A 19688-nucleotide genomic window follows, 5' to 3' on the forward strand; every position below is an offset into this window, starting at 1 on the left:
ACCTGCACCACTCACAAACCCCACACCCGACCCCGGGCTGAGCGTGCTCAGCCCGGGGTCGTGCTGTCTGCCGGGGCTTGGTGAGTGGCGCAGGTCCGGGCCTGACTCCATATAGCGTGATATCTTGATATCATGGCGAAGGACGGGACCAAGAACATCTTGTTGCGGCTCGACCCGGGGCTGGCTGAGCGGTTGCAGACTGTGGCGTCGGTGGAGGGGCGTTCGGTGTCGGATGTGGCGCGCGAGGCGATCGCGGCGTTGGTGGATCAGCGCCGGCAGGACGCGCAGTTCAGCGAGTTGCTCGAGCAGAACCTCGCGCGGCACGAGGAGTCGTTGCGCCGGCTGCGTGGAGACGACTGATGCGCTATCTCGGTCGGTACGACGTCCTTGCGATCGCCGCGCGCGTGCTGCGGTGCGACTCCGACGACGTCGTACGCCGATCGAACCTCGACGCGATCGATCGCGTGCTGGACGGCGTACGGCTGACGGGTGGCCTCGCCGAATCGGCTGGGGTGCTGCTCGCTGGTCTGGTTCGGGCGCGCCCGTTCGGCGGGGCGAACCGGGTGGTGGCGGTCGCGGTCGTGCTGCAGTTCGTCACGCTCAACCGGGCCGAGCTGCAACTCGAGCCGGTGGCCGACGTGGACGACCTGCTCGATCGGATCGCCTCCGGTGACGCCGGGCACCCAGAGGCCGCCGCCTTCATCCGGAGCCGGCTCGAGCACCACCCGGTGACGGCCGAGGACCTGCAGGAGCACTTGAAGATCGAGTTGCTCGACGGCCTCGGCGACCTGCTGCAGGACTGGTGGAGGGGAGATCCGATGTACGAACAGTTCAGCGAGCCGGCGCGGCACGTCATCGTGCTGGCGCAGGAGGAGGCGCGCGGCCTCGACCACGTGTACGTCGGCACCGAGCATCTACTGCTCGGGCTGATCACCCTCGGGCAAGGCGTCGCGTCCCGCGTGCTCGCCGACCTGGGCATCACTGCTCCGGCGGTGCGGGATCTGGTCGTCGAGATCATCGGCCGCGGCCGGAGCGGTGCGGCCGCCGGGACGATCCCGTTCACGCCGCGCGCGAAGAGCACGTTCGAGTTCGCGTGGGGCGAGGCGCGGGCCCGTGGCGCGGAGCAGGTCGGCCCGGAGCACCTGCTCCTCGGTGTACTCCACGACGGCGACGGGGTCGGCGGCCAGATCATCACGAAGCTCGCCGAGAGCACCGACGAGGTACGCCGGAAGCTCGAGAAGCACATGAACTGGCGCCGGCGCTCGGAGGACCTCGTCGCGGGCATGCTCGCCGAGGATCCCGCCAACACGTGGACGACGTACGGCCGCCGGCATCACCTGCTCGCCGAGCTCAACGCCGTCCTCGAGGAGAACGAGCGCCTGCACGAGCAGGTCGCCGCGCTCCGCGACCTGCTCCGACGGCACAACATCGACCCGGACAGCTGACCTCACGCAGCTTCGACGAGCAGACAGATCCCTACGGTCAGGAACCACAGGTTGGTGCTCAGCAGGAAGCCGCGCTCGAACAGCCCGAAGACCTTGCGTAGTCGCGGGACGAGCGCGATCACCAGCAGAACAAGCGATACGAGCGCGATCATCCGCAGTACCGACAGGAACCCGCCGACGGGCTCCCAGGCGCCGACGGGCTCGAGTTCGGGCGTCAGGCCGGCGATCGCGGAATACGTCAACGCGAAGGCCGCCACCGCGAACGCGTAATGCAGCCGCCCGGAGTTCGTCAGCCGCTGTCCTTCCAGGTCGGTCGGGAACTTCAGCATGCCGACTCGCGTCACCGGGATCAGGAACAGGAACACCAGCTGCAGCACGGTCACCGTCGGCGTTCCGGGCTCGAACCCGAGGCCGGCGGCCAGTGCCAGGATGCCGGCCGACGAGAGCACGAGCGCCCAGCGGAACAGGCGCGCGTAGCGGCCGACGCCGTAGTCGCTGACCGCATGCCGCACCGGGTGGTAGCCGGTCGGCAGCAGGTGCAACGCCACGAAAATGCAGAGGTAACCGCCCATCCCCACGACGGCCAGAAGAGCACAGAGCAACGCCATGGGCGCAACCGTATGTGGCGCCGGCCGCGGCAACGAATCCTGTCAGGTTGCGGCCAGGCGCTTCCTCTCGTTCTCCACGTCGAAGTCGGCCGCCGGCCACTGCGGGTTCAGCTCCTTGAGCGTTTCGAGGAGGATCGTGGTGACGGCCCAGTTGCGGTACCACTTGCGGTCGCTCGGGATCACGTACCAGGGCGCGTCAGGCGTGTTGCAGCGCTCGAGCGCGGCGTGGTACGCCTCCATGTAGTCCGGCCACAGCTGGCGCTCGTCGACGTCGCCCGGGTTGTACTTCCAGTGCTTGGTCGGGTCGTCCAGCCGCGCCTCGAGCCGGGCCCGCTGCTCGTCGGCCGAGATGTGCAGGTAGCACTTCACGATCGTCACGCCGCTCGCGGTCAGCTCGGCCTCGAACTCGTTGATCTGGTCGTACCGCCGGGTCCACACGTTCGGCGTGACCAGGTCACGCACCCGGGCGATCAGCACGTCCTCGTAGTGCGACCGGTCGAAGATCCCGATCATCCCGTGCCCCGGCACCGCCTGCCGGATCCGCCACAGGAACCCGCGGCGCTTCTCGGCCGGTGTCGGCGCCTTGAACGACGTGATCTTCAGGCCCTGCGGGTCCATCAGCCCCGCGCCGTGCCGGATCACCCCGCCCTTGCCGGAGGTGTCCATCCCCTGCAGCACCAGCAGAATGCTCCGCTCGCCACCGGTCCGGCCCTCGGCGAACAGCCGCTCCTGCCAGTCCGAGACCTCGGCGCCGAGATTCTCCAGCGCGAGCTTGCCGTCGTCCTTGGTCCCGCTGAACCCCGTCGTCGCACGCGTGTCGTACTTCGTCAGGTCCACCTCGCCGGCCGGCACCCGCAGCTGCTCCCGCAGTCCCCCACCGACGGCCTTCTGGCCCTTCTTCTGCTTCGCCATTAGGTCATCCTGCCTCATCGATCCCACCGGCGCGGGCCAACGCGATCAAGCGCGACAGGGCCCGGAGGTACTTCTTGCGGTAGCCGCCCTTCAGCATCTCGGCCGAGAACAGCTGGTCGAGGGGTACGCCGCTCGCGAGGAGCGGCAGGTTGCGGTCGTACATCCGGTCCGCGAGCACCACCATCCGCAACGCCACGTTCTCGTCGGTCAGCGGCCGTACGTCGGTGATCGCCACCGTCTCGATCCCGTCGAGCAGGGCGCCGTACTTGCTCGGATGCAGCTCGGCCAGGTGCCGGTACAGGTCGACGAAGTGGTCGCACGACGCATTGGCCCGTACTGCGGCCTCCTGCTCGACCTTCTCGTCGGGCCACGGGTCCGGCGCCACGGGCAGGCCCCGGTGCCGGTAGTCGGGCCCGTCCACCCGCCGTACGTCGAAGCGCGCGGCGAGCCCCTGGATCTCGCGGAGGAAGTCGACCGCCTGGAAGCGGCCCTCGCCGAGCTTGTCGGGCAGCGTGTTCGAGGTCGCGGCGAACTCGACGCCGGCCTCGACCAGCTGGCCGAGCAGCCGCGAGATCAGCATCGTGTCGCCGGGGTCGTCGAGCTCGAACTCGTCGATACAGATCAGCCGGTACGACGAGAGCGCCTCGACCGCCGTCCGCAGCCCGAGGGCACCGACCAGGTTGGTGAGCTCGACGAACGTGCAGTACATCTTCGGGCCCGAGGACTCGTGCCACAACGATGCGAGCAGGTGGGTCTTGCCGACGCCGAATCCGCCGTCGAGGTAGATGCCCGGTTTGTCGAGGGACTCGTTCCGCCCACGTAGCCGCGACCACAGCGACGGGGCCGGGCGCGGCTTGGCCAGTTTCTCGGCCCGCGCGGACAGCACCGCCAGCGCCTGCGCCTGCGACGGCTCGGCCGGGTCCGGGCGGTACGTGCCGAACCGGACATCGGCGAACCGCGGCGGCGGCACGCACTCGGACAACAGCCGATCCGACGTCACCTCCGGCACCCGCTCACTCAACCGCACCACCATGCGCCCAACCCTAGAGCAGGAAAACTCGGGAAACTCAGCTGTGGCCTTGACCACTTTCTTACTTTCAGTTAGGAAGTTGTGGAGAGGTCGTGAGACCAACGACGAGGAGTCTCCGATGGGCGAACAGCACGTGCGGCGGCGGACGGTTCTGAAAGGGGCGGTGGGTGCGCTCGGCCTCGGGCCGGCGCTGGCCGCCTGTGGGGGCAGTGACAGCGGGGGCGGCACCACGAGCGGCGGGAAGGCCGTGGTCCGGATGTGGTCCTGGTACAACGACCAGGAGGACCAGTTCCCGAAGCTGATCAGCGCGTTCGAGGCCGCGCACAGCAACATCAAGATCGAGAACCGGATCTTCGGCACCCCGGACCAGTACCTGCCCGCGTTGCAGGCGGCGGTCGCGGGTGGCGACGTACCGGAGATCTTCGCGCCGCACACGCGGGCGCTGACCTACGGCACCGGCGGGGTGTCGGCCGACCTGAAGCAGGAGCTCGGCGACGACTTCCTGAAGGACTTCTTCGACTCGGCCAACCAGGAGTACACGCTGGACGGCAAGCAGTACGCCGTCGGCTGGATGGCGCAGACGTTCGGGCTGTTCTACAACCCCGATCTGCTCAAGGCGGCCGGCGTCGGCGAGGACGAGATCGAGACCTGGGACGACCTGATCGCGGCGGCCGCGAAGATCCGCCGTACCGGCAAGCACCCGGTGGCGCTGAGCTGCAATCCGACGACCAGCTCGCTGGACTTCTTCCTGCCGCTGATCACGCAGGTCGCCGACGACCCGACGTACTACCTGAAGCTCGATCAGCTCAAGGACGGCGCGACGTACGAGGACCCGAAGGTGGTCCAGGCGATCGAGCTGCAGCAGAAGATCGTCAAGGCGGGTGTGTTCCAGCCCGGGACGACCGGCACCAGCGGCGACCAGGCGCCGCAGATCTTCTACACGGGCAAGTCCGCGATGCTGTTCAACGGCAGCTGGACGCCGCAGGGGCTGACCAAGGACGCATCGCCGGCGTTCAACAAGTTGTACAAGGTGATGAAGACGCCGGCGATCGCGCCCGGCAAGCGGCACTGGACGGCGAACCAGGCCGGCGCCGGGTGGGCGGTGTCGGCGACCAGCAAGAACAAGGACGCCGCGCTGGAGTTCCTGAAGTTCATGTACTCCGCCGAGCAGTACTCCCCCACCATGAACGACTCGAACTCGATGCCGGCCACGAAGAGCGCGGCAGCCCGGATCGAGTTGCCGATCATGAAGCAGATGACGTCCTGGCTGCTCGACGGCGACGGCTGCCCGCACATCCCGTTCGGGCCCGGCTCGGTGGCGGCCGGCGATCCGCTCGCGAAGATCTTCGACGGCAGCGGCGAGCCGGCGGCGGTCGCGAAGGCGATGCAGCAGGCGGTGCAGAACGCCAAGGGCGGCTGATCGGATGGCGACGGCCCTGTCGAGGGAGGACGTCGTACGGCGGTCCGGCGAACGTACGTCGTACCGCTTCGGTTCGCCGCTCCGGAAGTCGCAACGGGTCGCCGGGTACCTGTTCGTGCTGCCGACGTTCGCGCTGTTCCTGGCGTTCGTGCTGTGGCCGATCCTCTACACGGCCTATCTGAGCCTGACCTCGTGGGGCGGGTTCGGGGCGCCGCGGTTCGTGAACTTCGACAACTACAGCCGGATGCTGCACGACCCGGTGGCGCGCCGGGCGTTGATCGTCACGCTGGTGCTGACCGGCGTGACGACGGCGATCCTGACGTTCCTCGGCCTCGTCACGGCGGTGCTGGTGAACGTGATCTGGCCGAAGGTCGGTGTCGTCGTCCGGACGATCCTGTTCATTCCCGGGATCGTGTCGTTCGTCGTGTCGGCGGTGCTGTGGAAGCTGATCTACGACCCGAACATCGGCACGCTCAACCGGTTGCTCGGGGCAATCGGCCTGGACAGCCTGCAGCACCCGTGGCTGGCCGACCACAAGACCGTGCTGCCCGCGATCGTCGTGGTGACGGTCTGGGGCGGACTCGGGTTCAACATGCTGATCTACTCCGCCGGTCTGCAGAGCATCGATCCCAACCTCTACGAGGCCGCGGCCATGGACGGGGCCAACACGGTCCAGCAGTTCCGCCACATCACGGTCCCGAGTCTGCGGATCGTGACCGGTCTGATCGTCAGCCTCGGGTTGCTCAACGGGTTCAAGGCGTTCGACGTGATCTTCGTGATGACGGGCGGCGGGCCGAACCACGGCAGCGAAGTACTCGGGACCTATCTCTACTCGCTGGCGTTCGGTACGACGTCCGGCTCGATCCCGCAACTGGGATACGCCAGCGCGTTCAGCGTGGTGACGATGGTGCTCTGCACGCTCGCGGTGATCGCGCAGCTCTGGCTGACCCGGAGGGCGGACCGATGAGGAAAACGGCTTTCGGAAAGTCGTTCGCGACTTTCGTGCTGTTTCCGTTCTGTGTCCTGATGGCATTTCCGTTCGGGTGGATGCTGCTCACCTCGCTGCGCGAGCAGAACACGATTTTCAACGGCCCGATCATCCCGCGGAAGTTCACCGGTGCGGCGTACCACGAGGCCTGGACGTCGATCGAGTTCCCCTTGCACTTCTGGAACAGCGTGTGGATCACGTCGGTGACCGTGATCGGGGTGCTGGTCTTCGCGACGCTCAGCGGGTACGCGTTCGCGAAACTGGATTTTCCGTTTCGGAACACGTTGTTCGTGCTGCTGCTGACCACGTTGATGATGCCGTCGACGGCGCTCATCATCCCGCTCTACCTGGAGCTCAAGTCGTTCGGGCTGCTCGACAGCCAGGCCGGTCTGCTGGTGCTGTACATCTCCGGATCGGCGCCGTTCGCGATGTTCCTGATGCGGGCGTTCTTCCAGACGTTGCCCGACGAGCTGGTCGAGGCGGCGCGGGTCGACGGCGGCAGCGAGCTGACGATCTTCCGGCGGGTGATCCTGCCGCTCACGAGACCGGGGATCGCGACCGTGGTGATCTTCCAGTTCCTGTCCACCTGGAACGAGTTCCTGATCGCCAACACGGTCCTGCGGAACACCGACTCGCTCCCGCTGCAGCCCGTGCTGTTCACGTTGATGGGTCAGTACTCCACGAACTGGCCGGCCCTCACCGCCGGCCTCACGTTGTCCGTCGTACCGGTCGTGATCGTCTACGTCCGGATGCAGCGCCAGTTCGTCGCCGGGATGATGCTCGGCGCCGTCAAGAACTAGAGGAGGTCGGATGCCGATCAAGAACGTCGTGGTCAACTGCGTCGATGTCGAGCGCTCGGTCGAGTACTACACGAGGTTTCTCGAGCTCGAGGTGGTCGGAGAGGTTTCGCCGGAACGCGCCGTCCTCGACGCGGTGACCGCGACGGTCGAGTTACGGGCCGTAGGCAACGGCCGGGAGCAGAGCACCTGGTCCCCGGACGACCTGCAGAAGGGTTTCCGGCATCTCGGCTTCAAGGTCGATCGTCTGGACGAGCGGGCGGAGGCACTGAAGGCCGGCGGGGTCGAGTTCAAGCTGGACCCGCTCGATGCCGAAGGCGGGGTCCGGATCTGTTTCTTCTACGACCCGGACGGCACGCTCCTCGAGATGATCCAGGGCGACCTGCAGTACGCCGAGATCATGGACGCGGACGGGGTGGCGCGGGAGCGGGCGCTCGGCGTACCGTCACGCCCGCGGTTCGACCACATCGCGGTCACCATCGAGGACCGCGACGCCACCGCGGCCCACTACCACGACCGCCACGGCTTCGACTTCATCGGAACCATCGAGCAGCCGCACGACAGCCGTGGCTTCCACATCGGCTACCTCAAGGGCGGCGACACCGTCCTCGAGGTCTTCACCTACGACGTCCCCAAGACGTCCCGCGACCCGCAACTCGACGTCGCGGGTTTCGCGTACGCCGAACTCGCCGGCGACCCGCCGGACCTGCCGGTCGCGATCTCGCCGGACGGGACGAAGGTCTACGTCGACCCCGACGGATTCGCGTACGCCGTAGGCTCCGGCGCATGACTGAAAACTGGCTCCGCCCGCTCGGCTCGACCGGTCTGACCGTCTCCGCCGTTTGCGCCGGCGGCAGCGGGATCGCCGGCATGCCCGCCGTCTTCGGGTACGACGTCACGCCCCAGGAAGCGGTCGACCTGGTACTGCGCGTGTTCGACAGCCCGCTCACCTGGATCGACACCTCCAACGGGTACGGCGACGGCTCCAGCGAGACCCGGATCGGCCAGGCGATCCGCGAGTACGGCGGACTGCCCGAAGGATTCCTGGTCGCGACGAAGGTCGACGCGAAGGACGGCGACTACTCCGGCGCGCGCGTCCGGGCAAGCGTTGCCGAGAGCAAGGAGCGGCTCGGACTGGACGAGCTGCCACTTGTCCACCTGCATGACCCCGAGGCCCACGACTTCGAGTCGATGCGCGACGCCGTCGATACCCTGATGCAACTGCGCGCCGACGGGGAGATCGGGCATGTCGGCCTGGCGGGCGGCGACACTCGTGAGCTGTCCCGGTACCTGGATCTCGGCGGGTTCGAAGTACTGCTCGTGCACAACCGCTGGAGCTTGGTCGACCACTCGGCCGGCGGCATCTTCCAGCGGGCCCGCGCGGAGGGCATCGCGGTGGTGAACGCGGCGGTCTACGGCGGCGGGATCCTCGCGAACCCGGCCGGCGCGACCAAGTACGCCTACCGCGAGGCGCCGGCCGCGGTCCTGCAGGCCGTGGCGGAGATGGACACGGCGTGCCGCGACTACGGCATCGACCTCGCGACGGCCGCGCTCCGGCACTCGATCGACGACCCGGGCATCGCCGGGACGGTCGTCGGCATCACCAAGCCCGCGCGCGTCGACGCGCTGCTCGCTGCCCGGGATGCGGACCTGCCGAAGGACCTGCTTAACCGGTTAGGTAGCCTGCTTCCCGACAAGCAGTACTGGGTCGAGAAGGAGACGACGTGACCAACGGCTTCCCGAGCGGGTTCACCTGGGGCGCGGCGACCGCGTCGTACCAGGTCGAGGGTGCGGTCTCCGCGGACGGCCGCGGCCCGAGTATCTGGGACACGTTCGCCCACACTCCGGGACGGATCGCGGACGGCACCACCGGCGACGTGGCCGTTGAGCACTACGTCCGGTTCGCCGACGACGTCCGGCTGCTCGCGGACCTCGGTCTGAGCGCGTACCGGTTCTCGATCGCGTGGCCGCGGATCGTGCCGGCCGGCTCGGGTACGACGAACCAGGCCGGGCTCGACTTCTACCGTAGGCTCGCCGAGACGTGCCTGGAGAACGGCGTCACGCCGTACGCGACGCTGTATCACTGGGACCTGCCGCAGCCGCTCGAGGATGCCGGCGGCTGGCTGGTGCGCGACACGGCCGAGCGTTTCCGCGACTACGCCGCCGTCACCCACGACGCGCTGTCGGACGTGATCAAGCACTGGATGACGCTGAACGAGCCGTGGTGCTCGGCGTTCCTCGGATACGGCAACGGTGAGCACGCGCCGGGCCGGACCGAAGGCGCAGATGCCCTGAAGGCGGTGCACCACCTGCTGCTCGGACACGGCCTGGCGCTCGACGCGATCCGGTCCGAGGGCGGGACCTACGGCATCGCGCTCAACCCGGCGCCGATCCACGCCGCCACCGACTCCCCCGCCGACCGCGACGCCGCGCGCCGGATCGACGGCCTGCGGAACCGTCTCTTCCTGGAACCGTTGCTGTCCGGGCAGTACCCGGCGGACGTTCTGGACGACACCGGGATGTCGGAGTGGTTCGAGGCCCAGGAGGCCGACCTGCCGTTGATCGGCGCTCCACTCGACTTCATCGGCGTCAACTACTACTGCCCGACCACGGTGGCGGCGCCGGACGGGCCGATCTCGTCGCCGGTCGCGTCCACCCAACCAGGCAGCGAGAACGTCGTTGCCGTCGACACCGGTCTCCCCAAGACGCAGATGGGCTGGCCGATCCAGGCGACCGGTCTGCGCGACATCCTGGTCACGATCAACAAGCTCGCGCCCGAGCTGCCGTTGTACGTGACGGAGAACGGATCGGCGTACCCGGACTTCGTGACAGCGGACGGGACGGTCGAGGACGACGAGCGACTCGACTATCTGCAGCAGCACGTCGCCGTCTGCCAGGAGCTGGTCACCGAGGGCTTTCCGCTGAAGGGGTACTTCGCCTGGTCGCTGCTCGACAACTTCGAGTGGGCCTGGGGGTACAGCCGCCGCTTCGGCATCGTGTACGTCGACTACACGACGCAGGCGCGCATCGTGAAGAAGAGCGGCCGCTGGCTGCAGAACTTCCTCACGAGCGCGCGTTCTGATGGGGAGTGAGTTGGCTGTGCAGGACGAGTGAGGCGGCACCCAGTGCCGCCGCGCTCGGCCCCAGCTTGGAGAGCTCCACGCGGGTCGGATGCATCGCGCGGACGAACGACAGCCGGTTGAGTTCCTGAGACGCGATGCGCATGTAGATATCGCCGGCCTCGCTGAAGCCGGGGCCGGCGAGGATGATCTGGTCCAGATCCAGCAGGTTCGTGATCGAGAGCAGCGCCTTCGCGAGGTACGTCGCGGACTCCTCGATCAGCTCCACGCAGCGCGTATCACCGCTCGCGGCCAGGCGCGCGATCTTGGCGAAGTCCGCGCGTACGGACGTCTGACGACCGCGGAGACCGAGTTGGTCGACCAGCGTCGCGTCCCGTTCGGCGCGCGCGACCACCGCCGCCGGAGCAGCCAGGCTCTCCAGGCACCCCTGCCCGCCGCACCAGCACATCGGCCCGTTCACATCGAGCACCATGTGGCCGATCTCGCCGACGTTCGACGACGAGCCGCGGTACACATCGCCGTTCGTCACCAGGCCGAGCCCGAAACCGGCCGCCAGATAGACGGTCGCGAAGTCGTTCACCGACGGGATCTTCCCGGCCCAGAACTCGCCGATCGCCGCGCACGTCGAGTCGTTCTCCACCACGATCGGGTGGTCGATGGCCTCCTTCAGCGTGTCCCGCACCGCGAACGGCTCCCAGGCGTACTTCGCCGAGTCCGTCCGCAGCAGGCGCGTCCCGCCGCGGCCCTGCCGGCCGGCCAGTGCGACGCCGACCCCGACCAGCGTGGACGGCTCGATCTCCGCCTTCACGATCAGGTCCTCGAGCTCGGCCGTGATCCGCTTGACGGCGGTCGCCGGCGCGTCCTTCCCGATCCCCCGCGACGACAGCTGCTCGATCACCCGGCCGCTCATGTCGGTGACGACGTACGTCGTACTCGGGGTGTCGACCGCGATACCGACCGCGTGCCGCGCGCGCGGGTTGAACTGCAGCAGCGTGGCGCGCTTGCCGCCGGTCGGGTCGCCGTACCCGGTCTCGATGATCAGGCCGTCGGCGAGCAACCGCTTGACCACCCGGGAGATCGACGCGCCGGTCAGGCCGGAGCGGTCGGCGAGGTCGACGCGGGTCACCGTTCCGCTGGAACGGATCAGGTCGAGGATCGCGCTGTGCGTCTCCTGCGCGGTCGCACCTCTCAGCATCTTCGCCACGTCACCCTCCCTCGGAGGGCACTTTAGTACACAACGTAAGGAAGTGGCAGAGGTTGACCTCAATCATTGTTGAGGTTCTAGCGTGAGCGGCGTGAAAGCAATCAGACTGCACGCATTCGGTCCGGCGGAGAACCTGGTGTACGAGGAGATGCCGGACCCCACCCCCGACCACGGCATGGTGCTGGTCGAGGTCGAGGCCGCCGGCGTCCACCTCGTCGACACGATGATCCGCGCCGGCGCCACCGGCGGCAGCCCGATCCCTGTCCCGGAACTGCCCACGATCCCAGGGCGCGAGGTCGCGGGCCGGGTCAGCGTGGCCGGACCGGACGTCGACCCGACCTGGGTCGGCAAGCGCGTCGTGGTCCATCTGGGCATGGTGCCAGGCGGGTACGCCGAACGCGCCGTGGCGAAGGTCGAGTCGCTGTACGAACTTCCCGATCACGTCGACGCCGCCCAGGCAGTCGCCGCGATCGGCACCGGGCGTACGACGGCCGGCATTCTGCAGCAGGCGCATCTCACCGCGGACGACGTCGTACTGATCACGTCAGCCGCGGGCGGGATCGGCAGCTACCTGATCCAGTCGGCACGCAACGCCGGCGCGATCGCCATCGGGCTGGCGGGCGGTCCCGCCAAGGTCGAGACGGTCCGCGCGCTCGGTGCGCAGTACGCGATCGACTACCGCGACCCGGAGTGGACTGCGCAACTGAAGGCCGAGTTGGGCGACCGGGAAATCACGCTGCTCTTCGACGGGGTCGGCGGCCCGAACGGCCAGCAGGCGTTCGACCTGCTCGGCGTCGGCGGCCGTGCCCTCATGTTCGGCTGGTCGGGCGGCGGCCCCATCGAATTCACCCACGAGGACCTCATGACCCGCGGCCTCACCGCCGGCTGGGCCATCGGCGCCAAACTCACCCGCCAGCTCCGAGCCCTCGAAGCAGCCGCCCTCGAAGAAACCACCTCCGGCCGCTGGAAGGCACTCACCACCACATTCCCCCTCTCCGAGGCAGCCGCCGCCCATCAAGCCCTCGAAACACGAGCCACCACCGGAAAGGTCGTCCTCATCCCCTAAGCCCCGGGTTGGGGAGGGTTTCCTGCCCGATTCGGGACAAAACCCTCCCCAACCTGATCCACCGCGGTGAACTTAGGTGTGGGTCAGGTGTTGCGGGGGGCGTACATGATGATGAGGACGCCGAGGAGGCAGATGGTGGCGCCGAGGAGGTCGTAGCGGTCGGGTTTGAAACGGTCTACGAGGACGCCCCAGGTGAGTGAGCCGGCGACGAAGATTCCGCCGTAGGCGGCGAGGATCCGGCCGAAGTGCGGGTCGGGCTGGAAGGTGGCGACGAAGCCGTAGGCGCCTAGGGCAACTATTCCGCCGGCGATCCACAGGAGGCCGCGGTTCTCGCGCCAGCCTTGCCAGATGAGCCAGGCTCCCCCGATCTCGGCGAGTGCCGCCAGCAGGAACAGTACGACGGACTTCAGCACGGTCACTGAGCGATCTCCGAGAAGGGCAGCGGGCAGTCGGGATTGCCGGCGCACGTTTCCAGGTCGTCGCAGCCGGCGGCGATGCCGGCGCGGAGGCTCCCCGCGATGACGGTCAGGTCGGCGATCTTGGCTTCCACGTCGGCCAGCTTCGCGCGTGCGCGCGCCTGGAGTCCGGCCCCCTCGCCGACCGCGTGCCGATGCCTGGCGGCGTCGAGCAGCTCGGAGATCTCGGCGAGGGTGAATCCGAGCCGCTGCGCCGCCTTGATCACTCGCAACGTGGTGACGGCCTCGGTCGGGTACATCCGGTGCCCGCCGAGGCTTCGGACCGGCTCGTCGAGCAGTCCGCGGCGTTCGTAGTACCGCAGCGTCTGGGGGTTCACGCCGGCTGCGGCGGCGACTTCCGCAGGTCTCACCGCGGCAGCCGTTCGCTCAACCCGTCGAGTACGGCGGCGTACGCGGGCGGCACGCTCACGCGGACCCGAACCTGATTGCCGGGAGCCTCGGTGATCGTGAAGTCGAAGAAGGAGCAGCACTCCGTCTCGCGCGCGGTCAGGTCGGTGACGGTCGCGCGAGACTCACTGGTGAGCACAAGGTCGAGCGTGTGCGGACCGACACGGTCGGCGCTGCGGAGATGGTCGGCGAACAACTGGTCGAACTCGGCGAGCCGCAGCGGCCGATCAGCCGTCGGCAGTGTACAAGCAACCGGAACCCAATGGTCGTCCATGCATCGACGGTAAACCCGTACCCGGGTACCAAATGCAACTACGAGCTGATCAACCTTCACCCGTCGGATGGAGCGCGAGAGCTAGGGCTGGTCGGTCCAGGTGAGTACGTAGGCGACTGCGCCGAAGCGGATGTGGTCGCCGGGGCGGACGCGGACCGGGGTGGTGATTCGGAGGCCGTTGACCTCCGTGCCGTTCAGCGAGCCGAGGTCGCGGATCATCCACCCGTCGTCGACGTACCGGAGCTCGGCGTGGCACCGAGACACCGATTCATCGGCCATGCGGAGGGTCGCGCCCGGACCGCGTCCGATCCGGACTGTCGGTGAGCCCGGCGCCGGCAGCGCAAGACCCGGCGGCGGCGCGGCCGGAATGCTCCGCTTGACCGTGGGCCCCGGCAAGCTGCCCAGACGTTCGAAGAAGGGGTCGAACCGCGCCAGAAAGCCACCCCGAGCGGTCCGGCCGGCGGCTCGGGTCACCCGCAGCCGCGGAAGTCTGGACCGGACATCGCGCATCCAGCGGCTGCGGCGGGATTCCTCCCGCGGGAGGTCACGAATCGCGTCAGCGAGTTCGCCGCGGCTCTGGGCGCGGAGTACGAAGTTCATCCGGCGGATGAAGGTGTCGTGCGACAGCCGGCCCGAGCCGGCGCCGTCGCGGAGGATCGCCAGCGCACGGTCGCGTTCGGCGTCCGACGGACGCGTCCACTCCACCCCGACCGTACTCATGAGGGCATTGTCCGTGGCGGTTCGGTTCACTGTCCACCACGGGACTGTGACAGCAGGTTCCTGGTGACTGTCCGCGCCGTGGGACAGAATGACGGGATGCGACTGCCTGTCATGCCGCCGGTCAAGCCGATGCTCGCCAAACCGGTCAAGGAGATCCCGCGCGGGGACCTGTCCTACGAGCCGAAGTGGGACGGGTTCCGGTCGATCATCTTCCGCGACGGCGACGAGGTGGAGATCGGCAGCCGGAACGAGAAGCCGATGACGCGGTACTTCCCCGAGTTGGTCGAGGCGGTGAAGGCGAATCTGCCGGAGCGCTGTGCGATCGACGGCGAGATCATCGTGATCGGAGAGTCCGGCGACCGGCTCGACTTCGAGGTCCTGCAGCAGCGGATCCACCCGGCCGCGAGCCGCGTGAACATGCTGTCCGAGAAGACCCCGGCCCGGTTCGTCGCGTTCGACCTGCTGGCGCTCGGTGACGACGACTACACGGAGCGCCCGTTCAGCGAACGCCGTACGGCGCTGATCGACGCACTCGCGAACGTGAAGGCGCCGATCCACGTCACCCCCGCAACCGCCGACCACGACACGGCCGCGCAGTGGTTCCAGCAGTTCGAGGGCGCCGGCCTGGACGGGCTGATCGCCAAGCCGCTGGCCGGGACGTACCAGCCGGACAAGCGCGTGATGTTCAAGATCAAGCCGGAGCGTACGGCGGACTGTGTGGTGGCGGGCTACCGCCTGCACAAGAGCGGCCCGGACCGGATCGGCTCGCTGCTCCTCGGGCTGTACAACGACGACGGCACGCTGGCGAGCGTCGGCGTGATCGGCGCCTTCCCGATGGAGCGCCGCAAGGAGCTCTTCGAGGAGATGCAGCCGCTCGTCACCACCTTCGACGAGCACCCGTGGGCCTGGGCGAAGCAGGAGGAAGGCGTCCGTACGCCGCGCAACGCCGAGGGCAGCCGGTGGCAGGCAGGCAAGGACCTGTCCTTCATCCCTCTGCGCCCCGAGCTGGTCGTCGAGGTCCGCTACGACCACATGGAAGGCATCCGCTTCCGGCACACCGCGCAGTTCGTCCGCTGGCGCCCCGACCGCACTCCCGAATCTTGCACGTACGAGCAGCTGGAGGAGCCGATCAAGTTCGACCTGGCCGACGTACTGTCGAGCGCCCAACGCTGATGCTCTACAGCCTCTACACGCGTCGCCTCCGCCGCCTGCTCGCCGGCCTGCCGAAGCCGGAGCACGTCGCGATCGTGATGGACGGCAATCGCCGCTGGGCGCGTGGCGCCGGCTACGACGACGTACGCATCGGTCATCGCTTCGGCGCCAAGCACCTGGAGCAGTTCCTGCAGTGGAGCTCGGACGCCGGCGTCACCTGTGTCACGGCGTGGGTCGCGTCGGCCGACAACCTGCGCAAACGCGACTCGGCCGAGGTCGATTACCTGATGGAGCTCACCGAGAGCGTGCTGGCCGATCATGTACGCCGTGACCACCGCTGGCGGCTGCACGTCGCGGGCCAGCTGGACCTGTTGCCTGATTCAACGGCCCGCGCGCTGAAGGAAGCGGTCGAGTTGAGCCGCGACCGCGACGCCGGTGATCTGACCCTCGCGATCGGGTATTCGGGCCGGCTCGAGGTCGTCGACGCCGTACGGTCCGTGCTCGACGACGCGGCGGCGGAAGGGACCTCGCTGGAGGAGGTCGCGGACAGGCTCACCGAGGAAGAGATCGGCCGGCACCTGTACGTGCCCGGCCTGCCTGACCCCGATCTGGTCATCCGGACCAGCGGCGAGCTGCGGATGTCGGACTTCCTGCTCTGGCAGGCGACCCGCTCGGACATCGAGTTCTGCGACCTCTACTGGCCGGCGTTTCGCGAGGTGGATCTGCTGCGGGCGCTCCGCACGTACGGACGGCGGAGACTGGAACGATCCAGTTGAATACTTCGCGCCGCTGAAGGGGCATCATGGGGGTATACCGACTGGTAAGCGCGGAGGTGGCACGATGTACGACGTCGTACTGCTCGTCGAACAGGAACTGTCCGAGCCCGACGCGAAGCGCGTCGTCGAGCTGCATCAGGACATGCCCGATCCGGTCACGTACCACGTACTGGTGCCCTGCCACAACGCGGAGGCCGGCGTCGAGGCCTCGATCAGCGCCCTCGGGACCGCGGACCTCTACGGGCCGGGCCTGGCCGGTCAGCGTCAGGACCTCGCCGAGGCGCAGAAGGCGATCGACACCGAGGCCAAGGGCTGCAGCGGGCGGAGCGTCCAGCGGCTGCGCGATCTCGGACAGGCCGCCGAGGGCGGCATCACGCACGACCGGCCGATCGACGCGCTGGTCGCCACCGTGCAGCACGTCCACGGCCAGGAGGTCATCATCCTGACGCGGCCGCACATCGTGGCGGAGTTCTTCCACCTCGACTGGACCAACTCGGCCCGCCGGCACCTCGGCGTACCGGTGCTCCACCTGCTGGAGTACGACTCGAAGCCGGCCGCGGCCAAGTAGTACCGCTCTCCAAAACCGGGTGCGAGCCGCCCGGACGCGCTCTACCCTCCCGGGCATGGATCTTCGCGAAGAACGTCGGAGCGACCGGCAGGCCGTGCGGGATGTTCACCTGCAGGCGTTCGGTGACCACGGGCCTGTGGTGGCTGACCTGGCCGACACCCTGCGGGACACGATCACCTCTGAGGCGGCCTCTCACTGGTCGCCGAGCACGACGGGCAGGTGGTCGGCAACGTTATGTTCACCCGCAGTCTTCTCGATGCGGAGCGCCGGCTGGTCGATGTCCAGGTCCTCAGTCCCTTGGGCGTGCTGCCCGAGTTCCATCGGCGCGGCATCGGCTCGGCCCTGGTCCGGCGTGGTTTGGAGGTCCTCGCCGAGCGGAATGTTCCGCTGGTCTTTCTGGAGGGCGATCCGGGCTTCTACTCGCGGCTAGGCTTCGAGCCCGCCGGCGGCCTAGGTTTCCGAAAGCCGTCCCTGCGTATCCCGGACGGCGCCTTCCAGGTCATCAGGTTCCCGGCGCATGAACCATGGATGACCGGCACCCTGGTTTATGCGGAGGCCTTCTGGCGGCACGACTCGGTCGGCCTCCGCACGGCTTAGTGCTGGAGGAGAGCCGCGTATGTGACGCCGCCGGCCAGGCTGGCGATGAGTAGCGACAGCGTGGTGCGGATTGCGCGCTCACCGGTTCGGCCGTAGTGGCGGCCGTCCTCGGAGTGGTACGCGACCTTGAAGCCGGCGTACCCGGCTGCGAGGACGAGACCCAGTTTGATCATCAGACACCTGCCGCGGTACCGGACTCGTTGAACTGCGTGTGGTACAGATCAGCGTACTCGCCGCCGGCCGCGAGCAGCTGCTCGTGCGTGCCGCGCTCGACGATGTTGCCGTGGTCAACCACCAGGATCAGGTCCGCGTTCCGCACCGTCGACAGCCGGTGCGCGATCACCAGCGACGTACGGCCTTCCAGGGCGGTGTCCAGCGCCCGCTGAACGGCGACCTCGGACTCCGAGTCGAGGTGCGCGGTCGCCTCGTCCAGTACGACGATCTTCGGGGCCTTCAGCAACAACCGGGCGATTGCGAGTCGTTGCCGCTCACCACCGGACAGCCGGTGACCGCGATCGCCGACCACGGTGTCCAGCCCGTCCGGCAGCGCGGACACCAGCTCCCAGATCTGCGCAGCCCGCAGCGCGGCGACCATCTCGTCCTCGGTCGCGTCGGGCTTCGCGTACCCGAGGTTGGCGCGGATCGTGTCGTGGAACATGTGCGCGTCCTGCGTGACGTAGCCGATCGTGTCGTGCAGGGACTGCAGGGTCACGTCGCGCACGTCCTGACCGCCGACGCGCACCGCTCCCCCGCTCACGTCGTACAGCCGGGCGACCAGGTTGGTGATGGTCGTCTTGCCGGCTCCGGACGGGCCGACCAGCGCGACCATCTGCCCGGGCTGTACGACGAAACTCACGTCCTCCAGCACCTGCGCCGAGACGCGCTTGTCCAGGACCGCGACGGACTCGAGGCTGGCCAGCGAGACCTGCTCGGCCGTCGGGTACGCGAACGCCACATGGTCGAACTCGACACTCGCCGCGCCGGCCGGCAGATCCTTCGCGTCCGGGGCGTCCTGGATCATCGGTTCGAGGTCGAGCACCTCGAAGACCCGCTCGAACGACACCAGCGCGGTCATCACGTCGACGCGGACGTTGGATAGTGCGGTCAGCGGACCGTACAGCCGGCCGAGCAGGGCGACGAGTGCGAGCAGCGTGCCAATGGTCAACGTCTCGCGGACGGCCAGGTTGCCGCCCACGCCGTACACCAAGGCTGTCGCCAGCGCGGCGACCAAGGTCAGCGCGGTGAAGAACACGCGGCCGAGCATCGCGATCCGGATGCCCAGGTCGCGGACCCGCCCGGCCCGCTCGCCGAAGTCGGCGTTCTCGAGGTGCGGCTGGCCGAACAGCGTGACCAGGAGCGCGCCGCCGACGCTGAAGCGCTCGGTCATCGAGGTGGACATCTCGGCGTTCAGGTTCATCTGCTCCCGCGTCATCGCGGCCAGGCGGCGGCCGAGGACCCGCGCGGGGATCAGGAAGATCGGCAGCATCAGGATCGCCACCACGGTCAGCTGCCAGCTCAGCGCGAGCATCGCGCCGACGACCAGGATCAGGCTGATGACGTTCGAGACGACGCCGGACAGCGTCGAGGTGAAGGCCTGCTGGGCGCCGATCACGTCGTTGTTGAGCCGCGAGACCAGCGCACCCGTCTGCGTCCGGGTGAAGAACGCGACCGGCATCCGCTGCACATGCGCGAACACCTTCGTGCGCAGGTCGAAGATCAGCCCTTCACCGATCCGCGCCGAGAACCAGCGCTGCACCAGGCCGAGCGCCGCCTCCACGACAGCGAGCAACGCGACCACCAGGGCCAGCGCGGTCACCAGGCCGGCGTTCCCCTTCGAGATCCCGTCGTCGACGATCTTCTTGAACAGCAGCGGCGACGCGATCACCAGCACCGCCGAGACGATCACCAGCAGCAGGAACGCCGTGATGTGCCAGCGGAACGGCCTCGCGAACCGGACGATCCGCCGCAGCGTGCCCTTGGCGAGCTTCTGCTCGAGGACCGACGAGTCCTGGCGCCGCCAGCCCATCGCGCCCATCCCTGGGCGCATCATTCCCGACATCCGGCTCCCTTTCTGTGGTGAACCTTCATAACACCCGGAGTGACTCCGCGCTTCCCGCAACTTTTGGTTGCGCATCGGCGCGACCTGGTCTAGAGTCACATGCAACCAAAGGTTGCGAAAGGACGGAAG

The 19688-nt window shown here is 68.2% G+C and carries 23 protein-coding genes; 13 read left to right on the top strand and 10 right to left on the bottom strand.

The features are described 5' to 3' along the window. The first annotated feature begins 132 nt into the window (after positions 1–132). Positions 133–360: a ribbon-helix-helix domain-containing protein gene (locus EV137_RS04040; RefSeq protein ID WP_134126632.1), complete on the top strand. Its 228-nt coding sequence runs from the start codon at positions 133–135 to the stop codon at positions 358–360. Beyond that, positions 360–1445: a Clp protease N-terminal domain-containing protein gene (locus EV137_RS04045; protein ID WP_134126634.1), complete on the top strand. Its 1086-nt coding sequence runs from the start codon at positions 360–362 to the stop codon at positions 1443–1445. Before EV137_RS04040 ends, EV137_RS04045 begins: the two co-directional genes overlap by 1 nt. A 2-nt stretch (positions 1446–1447) precedes the next feature. Here the strand turns inward: EV137_RS04045 and EV137_RS04050 are convergent, their stop codons facing one another. Genes EV137_RS04050 through zapE form a run of 3 tightly spaced genes read right to left on the bottom strand, consistent with a single transcriptional unit; the run spans position 1448 to position 3998 of the window. Then, the gene (locus EV137_RS04050) at positions 1448–2053 is read right to left on the bottom strand and encodes a DUF998 domain-containing protein (RefSeq protein WP_134126636.1); all 606 of its coding nucleotides are present in this window, start codon (positions 2051–2053) and stop codon (positions 1448–1450) included. 42 nt (positions 2054–2095) lie between these two features. Further along, positions 2096–2965 carry a polyphosphate kinase 2 family protein gene (locus EV137_RS04055; RefSeq protein ID WP_134009658.1) on the bottom strand — a complete coding sequence of 290 codons (870 nt, stop codon included), beginning with the start codon at positions 2963–2965 and terminating at the stop codon, positions 2096–2098. A gap of 4 nt (positions 2966–2969) precedes the next feature. Next, positions 2970–3998, bottom strand: a complete 1029-nt coding sequence (gene zapE, locus EV137_RS04060) for a cell division protein ZapE (RefSeq protein WP_134126638.1) — start codon at positions 3996–3998, stop codon at positions 2970–2972. Positions 3999–4113: 115 nt separating this feature from the next. Here zapE and EV137_RS04065 point away from each other — a divergent pair, with 115 nt between their 5' ends. The 6 genes from EV137_RS04065 to EV137_RS04090 are packed head-to-tail and all read left to right on the top strand — an operon-like array spanning position 4114 to position 10292. Continuing rightward, entirely contained in the window at positions 4114–5415 is a 1302-nt protein-coding gene (locus EV137_RS04065; RefSeq protein ID WP_166679770.1) for an ABC transporter substrate-binding protein, read from the top strand. 4 nt (positions 5416–5419) lie between these two features. Beyond that, the gene (locus tag EV137_RS04070) at positions 5420–6382 is read left to right on the top strand and encodes a carbohydrate ABC transporter permease (protein ID WP_134126642.1); all 963 of its coding nucleotides are present in this window, start codon (positions 5420–5422) and stop codon (positions 6380–6382) included. Continuing rightward, positions 6379–7203, top strand: a complete 825-nt coding sequence (locus EV137_RS04075) for a carbohydrate ABC transporter permease (protein ID WP_134126644.1) — start codon at positions 6379–6381, stop codon at positions 7201–7203. Before EV137_RS04070 ends, EV137_RS04075 begins: the two co-directional genes overlap by 4 nt. Before the next feature lie 10 nt (positions 7204–7213). Further along, the gene (locus EV137_RS04080) at positions 7214–7990 is read left to right on the top strand and encodes a VOC family protein (RefSeq protein ID WP_134126646.1); all 777 of its coding nucleotides are present in this window, start codon (positions 7214–7216) and stop codon (positions 7988–7990) included. Then, a complete protein-coding gene (locus tag EV137_RS04085; RefSeq protein ID WP_134126648.1) occupies positions 7987–8928 on the top strand; it encodes an aldo/keto reductase in 942 nt (313 codons plus the stop codon). Before EV137_RS04080 ends, EV137_RS04085 begins: the two co-directional genes overlap by 4 nt. Then, positions 8925–10292, top strand: a complete 1368-nt coding sequence (locus tag EV137_RS04090) for a GH1 family beta-glucosidase (RefSeq protein ID WP_134126650.1) — start codon at positions 8925–8927, stop codon at positions 10290–10292. The genes EV137_RS04085 and EV137_RS04090 overlap by 4 nt, the downstream gene beginning before the upstream one ends. On the opposite strand, the gene EV137_RS04095 is transcribed toward EV137_RS04090, so the two are convergent. After that, positions 10264–11475: an ROK family transcriptional regulator gene (locus EV137_RS04095; protein ID WP_134129348.1), complete on the bottom strand. Its 1212-nt coding sequence runs from the start codon at positions 11473–11475 to the stop codon at positions 10264–10266. The genes EV137_RS04090 and EV137_RS04095 overlap by 29 nt on opposite strands. A 100-nt stretch (positions 11476–11575) precedes the next feature. On the opposite strand from EV137_RS04095, the gene EV137_RS04100 reads away from it, so the two are divergent. Continuing rightward, positions 11576–12550, top strand: a complete 975-nt coding sequence (locus tag EV137_RS04100; RefSeq protein WP_134126652.1) for a zinc-binding dehydrogenase — start codon at positions 11576–11578, stop codon at positions 12548–12550. Between the two features lie 83 nt (positions 12551–12633). On the opposite strand, the gene EV137_RS04105 is transcribed toward EV137_RS04100, so the two are convergent. The 4 genes from EV137_RS04105 to EV137_RS04120 form a co-directional block, all read right to left on the bottom strand. Next, positions 12634–12969 carry a YnfA family protein gene (locus EV137_RS04105; protein WP_134126654.1) on the bottom strand — a complete coding sequence of 112 codons (336 nt, stop codon included), beginning with the start codon at positions 12967–12969 and terminating at the stop codon, positions 12634–12636. Next, on the bottom strand, positions 12966–13376 hold the full coding sequence (locus tag EV137_RS04110) for a MerR family transcriptional regulator (RefSeq protein WP_134009635.1): 411 nt from the start codon (positions 13374–13376) through the stop codon (positions 12966–12968). Before EV137_RS04110 ends, EV137_RS04105 begins: the two co-directional genes overlap by 4 nt. Next, complete coding sequence (locus tag EV137_RS04115) at positions 13373–13687, bottom strand: hypothetical protein (RefSeq protein ID WP_134126656.1); 315 nt, start codon at positions 13685–13687, stop codon at positions 13373–13375. The genes EV137_RS04110 and EV137_RS04115 overlap by 4 nt, the downstream gene beginning before the upstream one ends. A gap of 81 nt (positions 13688–13768) precedes the next feature. Continuing rightward, positions 13769–14407: an FHA domain-containing protein gene (locus EV137_RS04120; protein ID WP_134126658.1), complete on the bottom strand. Its 639-nt coding sequence runs from the start codon at positions 14405–14407 to the stop codon at positions 13769–13771. A gap of 96 nt (positions 14408–14503) precedes the next feature. Here EV137_RS04120 and EV137_RS04125 point away from each other — a divergent pair, with 96 nt between their 5' ends. From EV137_RS04125 to EV137_RS04140, 4 genes are all read left to right on the top strand, one after another. Then, positions 14504–15580 (top strand): ATP-dependent DNA ligase, encoded by a 1077-nt coding sequence (locus EV137_RS04125; protein ID WP_134009629.1) that lies wholly within the window; start codon positions 14504–14506, stop codon positions 15578–15580. Then, entirely contained in the window at positions 15580–16335 is a 756-nt protein-coding gene (gene uppS / locus EV137_RS04130; protein WP_134126660.1) for a polyprenyl diphosphate synthase, read from the top strand. The genes EV137_RS04125 and uppS overlap by 1 nt, the downstream gene beginning before the upstream one ends. A gap of 64 nt (positions 16336–16399) precedes the next feature. After that, complete coding sequence (locus EV137_RS04135) at positions 16400–16903, top strand: hypothetical protein (RefSeq protein ID WP_134009625.1); 504 nt, start codon at positions 16400–16402, stop codon at positions 16901–16903. Positions 16904–17098: 195 nt separating this feature from the next. Beyond that, positions 17099–17500 carry a GNAT family N-acetyltransferase gene (locus tag EV137_RS04140; protein ID WP_255517785.1) on the top strand — a complete coding sequence of 134 codons (402 nt, stop codon included), beginning with the start codon at positions 17099–17101 and terminating at the stop codon, positions 17498–17500. Here EV137_RS04140 and EV137_RS40385 read toward each other — a convergent pair. Both EV137_RS40385 and EV137_RS04145 read right to left on the bottom strand, forming a co-directional pair. Next, on the bottom strand, positions 17497–17673 hold the full coding sequence (locus tag EV137_RS40385; RefSeq protein ID WP_166679771.1) for a hypothetical protein: 177 nt from the start codon (positions 17671–17673) through the stop codon (positions 17497–17499). The two genes, EV137_RS04140 and EV137_RS40385, sit on opposite strands and share 4 nt — an antisense overlap. Continuing rightward, complete coding sequence (locus EV137_RS04145) at positions 17673–19559, bottom strand: ABC transporter ATP-binding protein (protein ID WP_202870809.1); 1887 nt, start codon at positions 19557–19559, stop codon at positions 17673–17675. Before EV137_RS04145 ends, EV137_RS40385 begins: the two co-directional genes overlap by 1 nt. Positions 19560–19688 lie beyond the last annotated feature (129 nt).

Source organism: Kribbella pratensis (assembly GCF_004366075.1).
Lineage (GTDB): Bacteria > Actinomycetota > Actinomycetes > Propionibacteriales > Kribbellaceae > Kribbella > Kribbella pratensis.

Coding starts and splice junctions, on each gene's coding strand:
- EV137_RS04135 (WP_134009625.1), top strand. CDS start 16,400: ATGTACGACGTCGTACTGCTCGTCGAACAGGAACTGTCCGAGCCCGAC.
- EV137_RS04080 (WP_134126646.1), top strand. CDS start 7,214: ATGCCGATCAAGAACGTCGTGGTCAACTGCGTCGATGTCGAGCGCTCG.
- EV137_RS04045 (WP_134126634.1), top strand. CDS start 360: ATGCGCTATCTCGGTCGGTACGACGTCCTTGCGATCGCCGCGCGCGTG.
- uppS (WP_134126660.1), top strand. CDS start 15,580: ATGCTCTACAGCCTCTACACGCGTCGCCTCCGCCGCCTGCTCGCCGGC.
- EV137_RS04075 (WP_134126644.1), top strand. CDS start 6,379: ATGAGGAAAACGGCTTTCGGAAAGTCGTTCGCGACTTTCGTGCTGTTT.
- EV137_RS04055 (WP_134009658.1), bottom strand. CDS start 2,965: ATGGCGAAGCAGAAGAAGGGCCAGAAGGCCGTCGGTGGGGGACTGCGG.
- EV137_RS04145 (WP_202870809.1), bottom strand. CDS start 19,559: ATGTCGGGAATGATGCGCCCAGGGATGGGCGCGATGGGCTGGCGGCGC.
- EV137_RS04085 (WP_134126648.1), top strand. CDS start 7,987: ATGACTGAAAACTGGCTCCGCCCGCTCGGCTCGACCGGTCTGACCGTC.
- EV137_RS04040 (WP_134126632.1), top strand. CDS start 133: ATGGCGAAGGACGGGACCAAGAACATCTTGTTGCGGCTCGACCCGGGG.
- EV137_RS04070 (WP_134126642.1), top strand. CDS start 5,420: ATGGCGACGGCCCTGTCGAGGGAGGACGTCGTACGGCGGTCCGGCGAA.
- EV137_RS04125 (WP_134009629.1), top strand. CDS start 14,504: ATGCGACTGCCTGTCATGCCGCCGGTCAAGCCGATGCTCGCCAAACCG.
- EV137_RS04050 (WP_134126636.1), bottom strand. CDS start 2,053: ATGGCGTTGCTCTGTGCTCTTCTGGCCGTCGTGGGGATGGGCGGTTAC.
- EV137_RS04065 (WP_166679770.1), top strand. CDS start 4,114: ATGGGCGAACAGCACGTGCGGCGGCGGACGGTTCTGAAAGGGGCGGTG.
- EV137_RS04120 (WP_134126658.1), bottom strand. CDS start 14,407: ATGAGTACGGTCGGGGTGGAGTGGACGCGTCCGTCGGACGCCGAACGC.
- zapE (WP_134126638.1), bottom strand. CDS start 3,998: ATGGTGGTGCGGTTGAGTGAGCGGGTGCCGGAGGTGACGTCGGATCGG.
- EV137_RS04115 (WP_134126656.1), bottom strand. CDS start 13,687: ATGGACGACCATTGGGTTCCGGTTGCTTGTACACTGCCGACGGCTGAT.
- EV137_RS40385 (WP_166679771.1), bottom strand. CDS start 17,673: ATGATCAAACTGGGTCTCGTCCTCGCAGCCGGGTACGCCGGCTTCAAG.
- EV137_RS04095 (WP_134129348.1), bottom strand. CDS start 11,475: ATGCTGAGAGGTGCGACCGCGCAGGAGACGCACAGCGCGATCCTCGAC.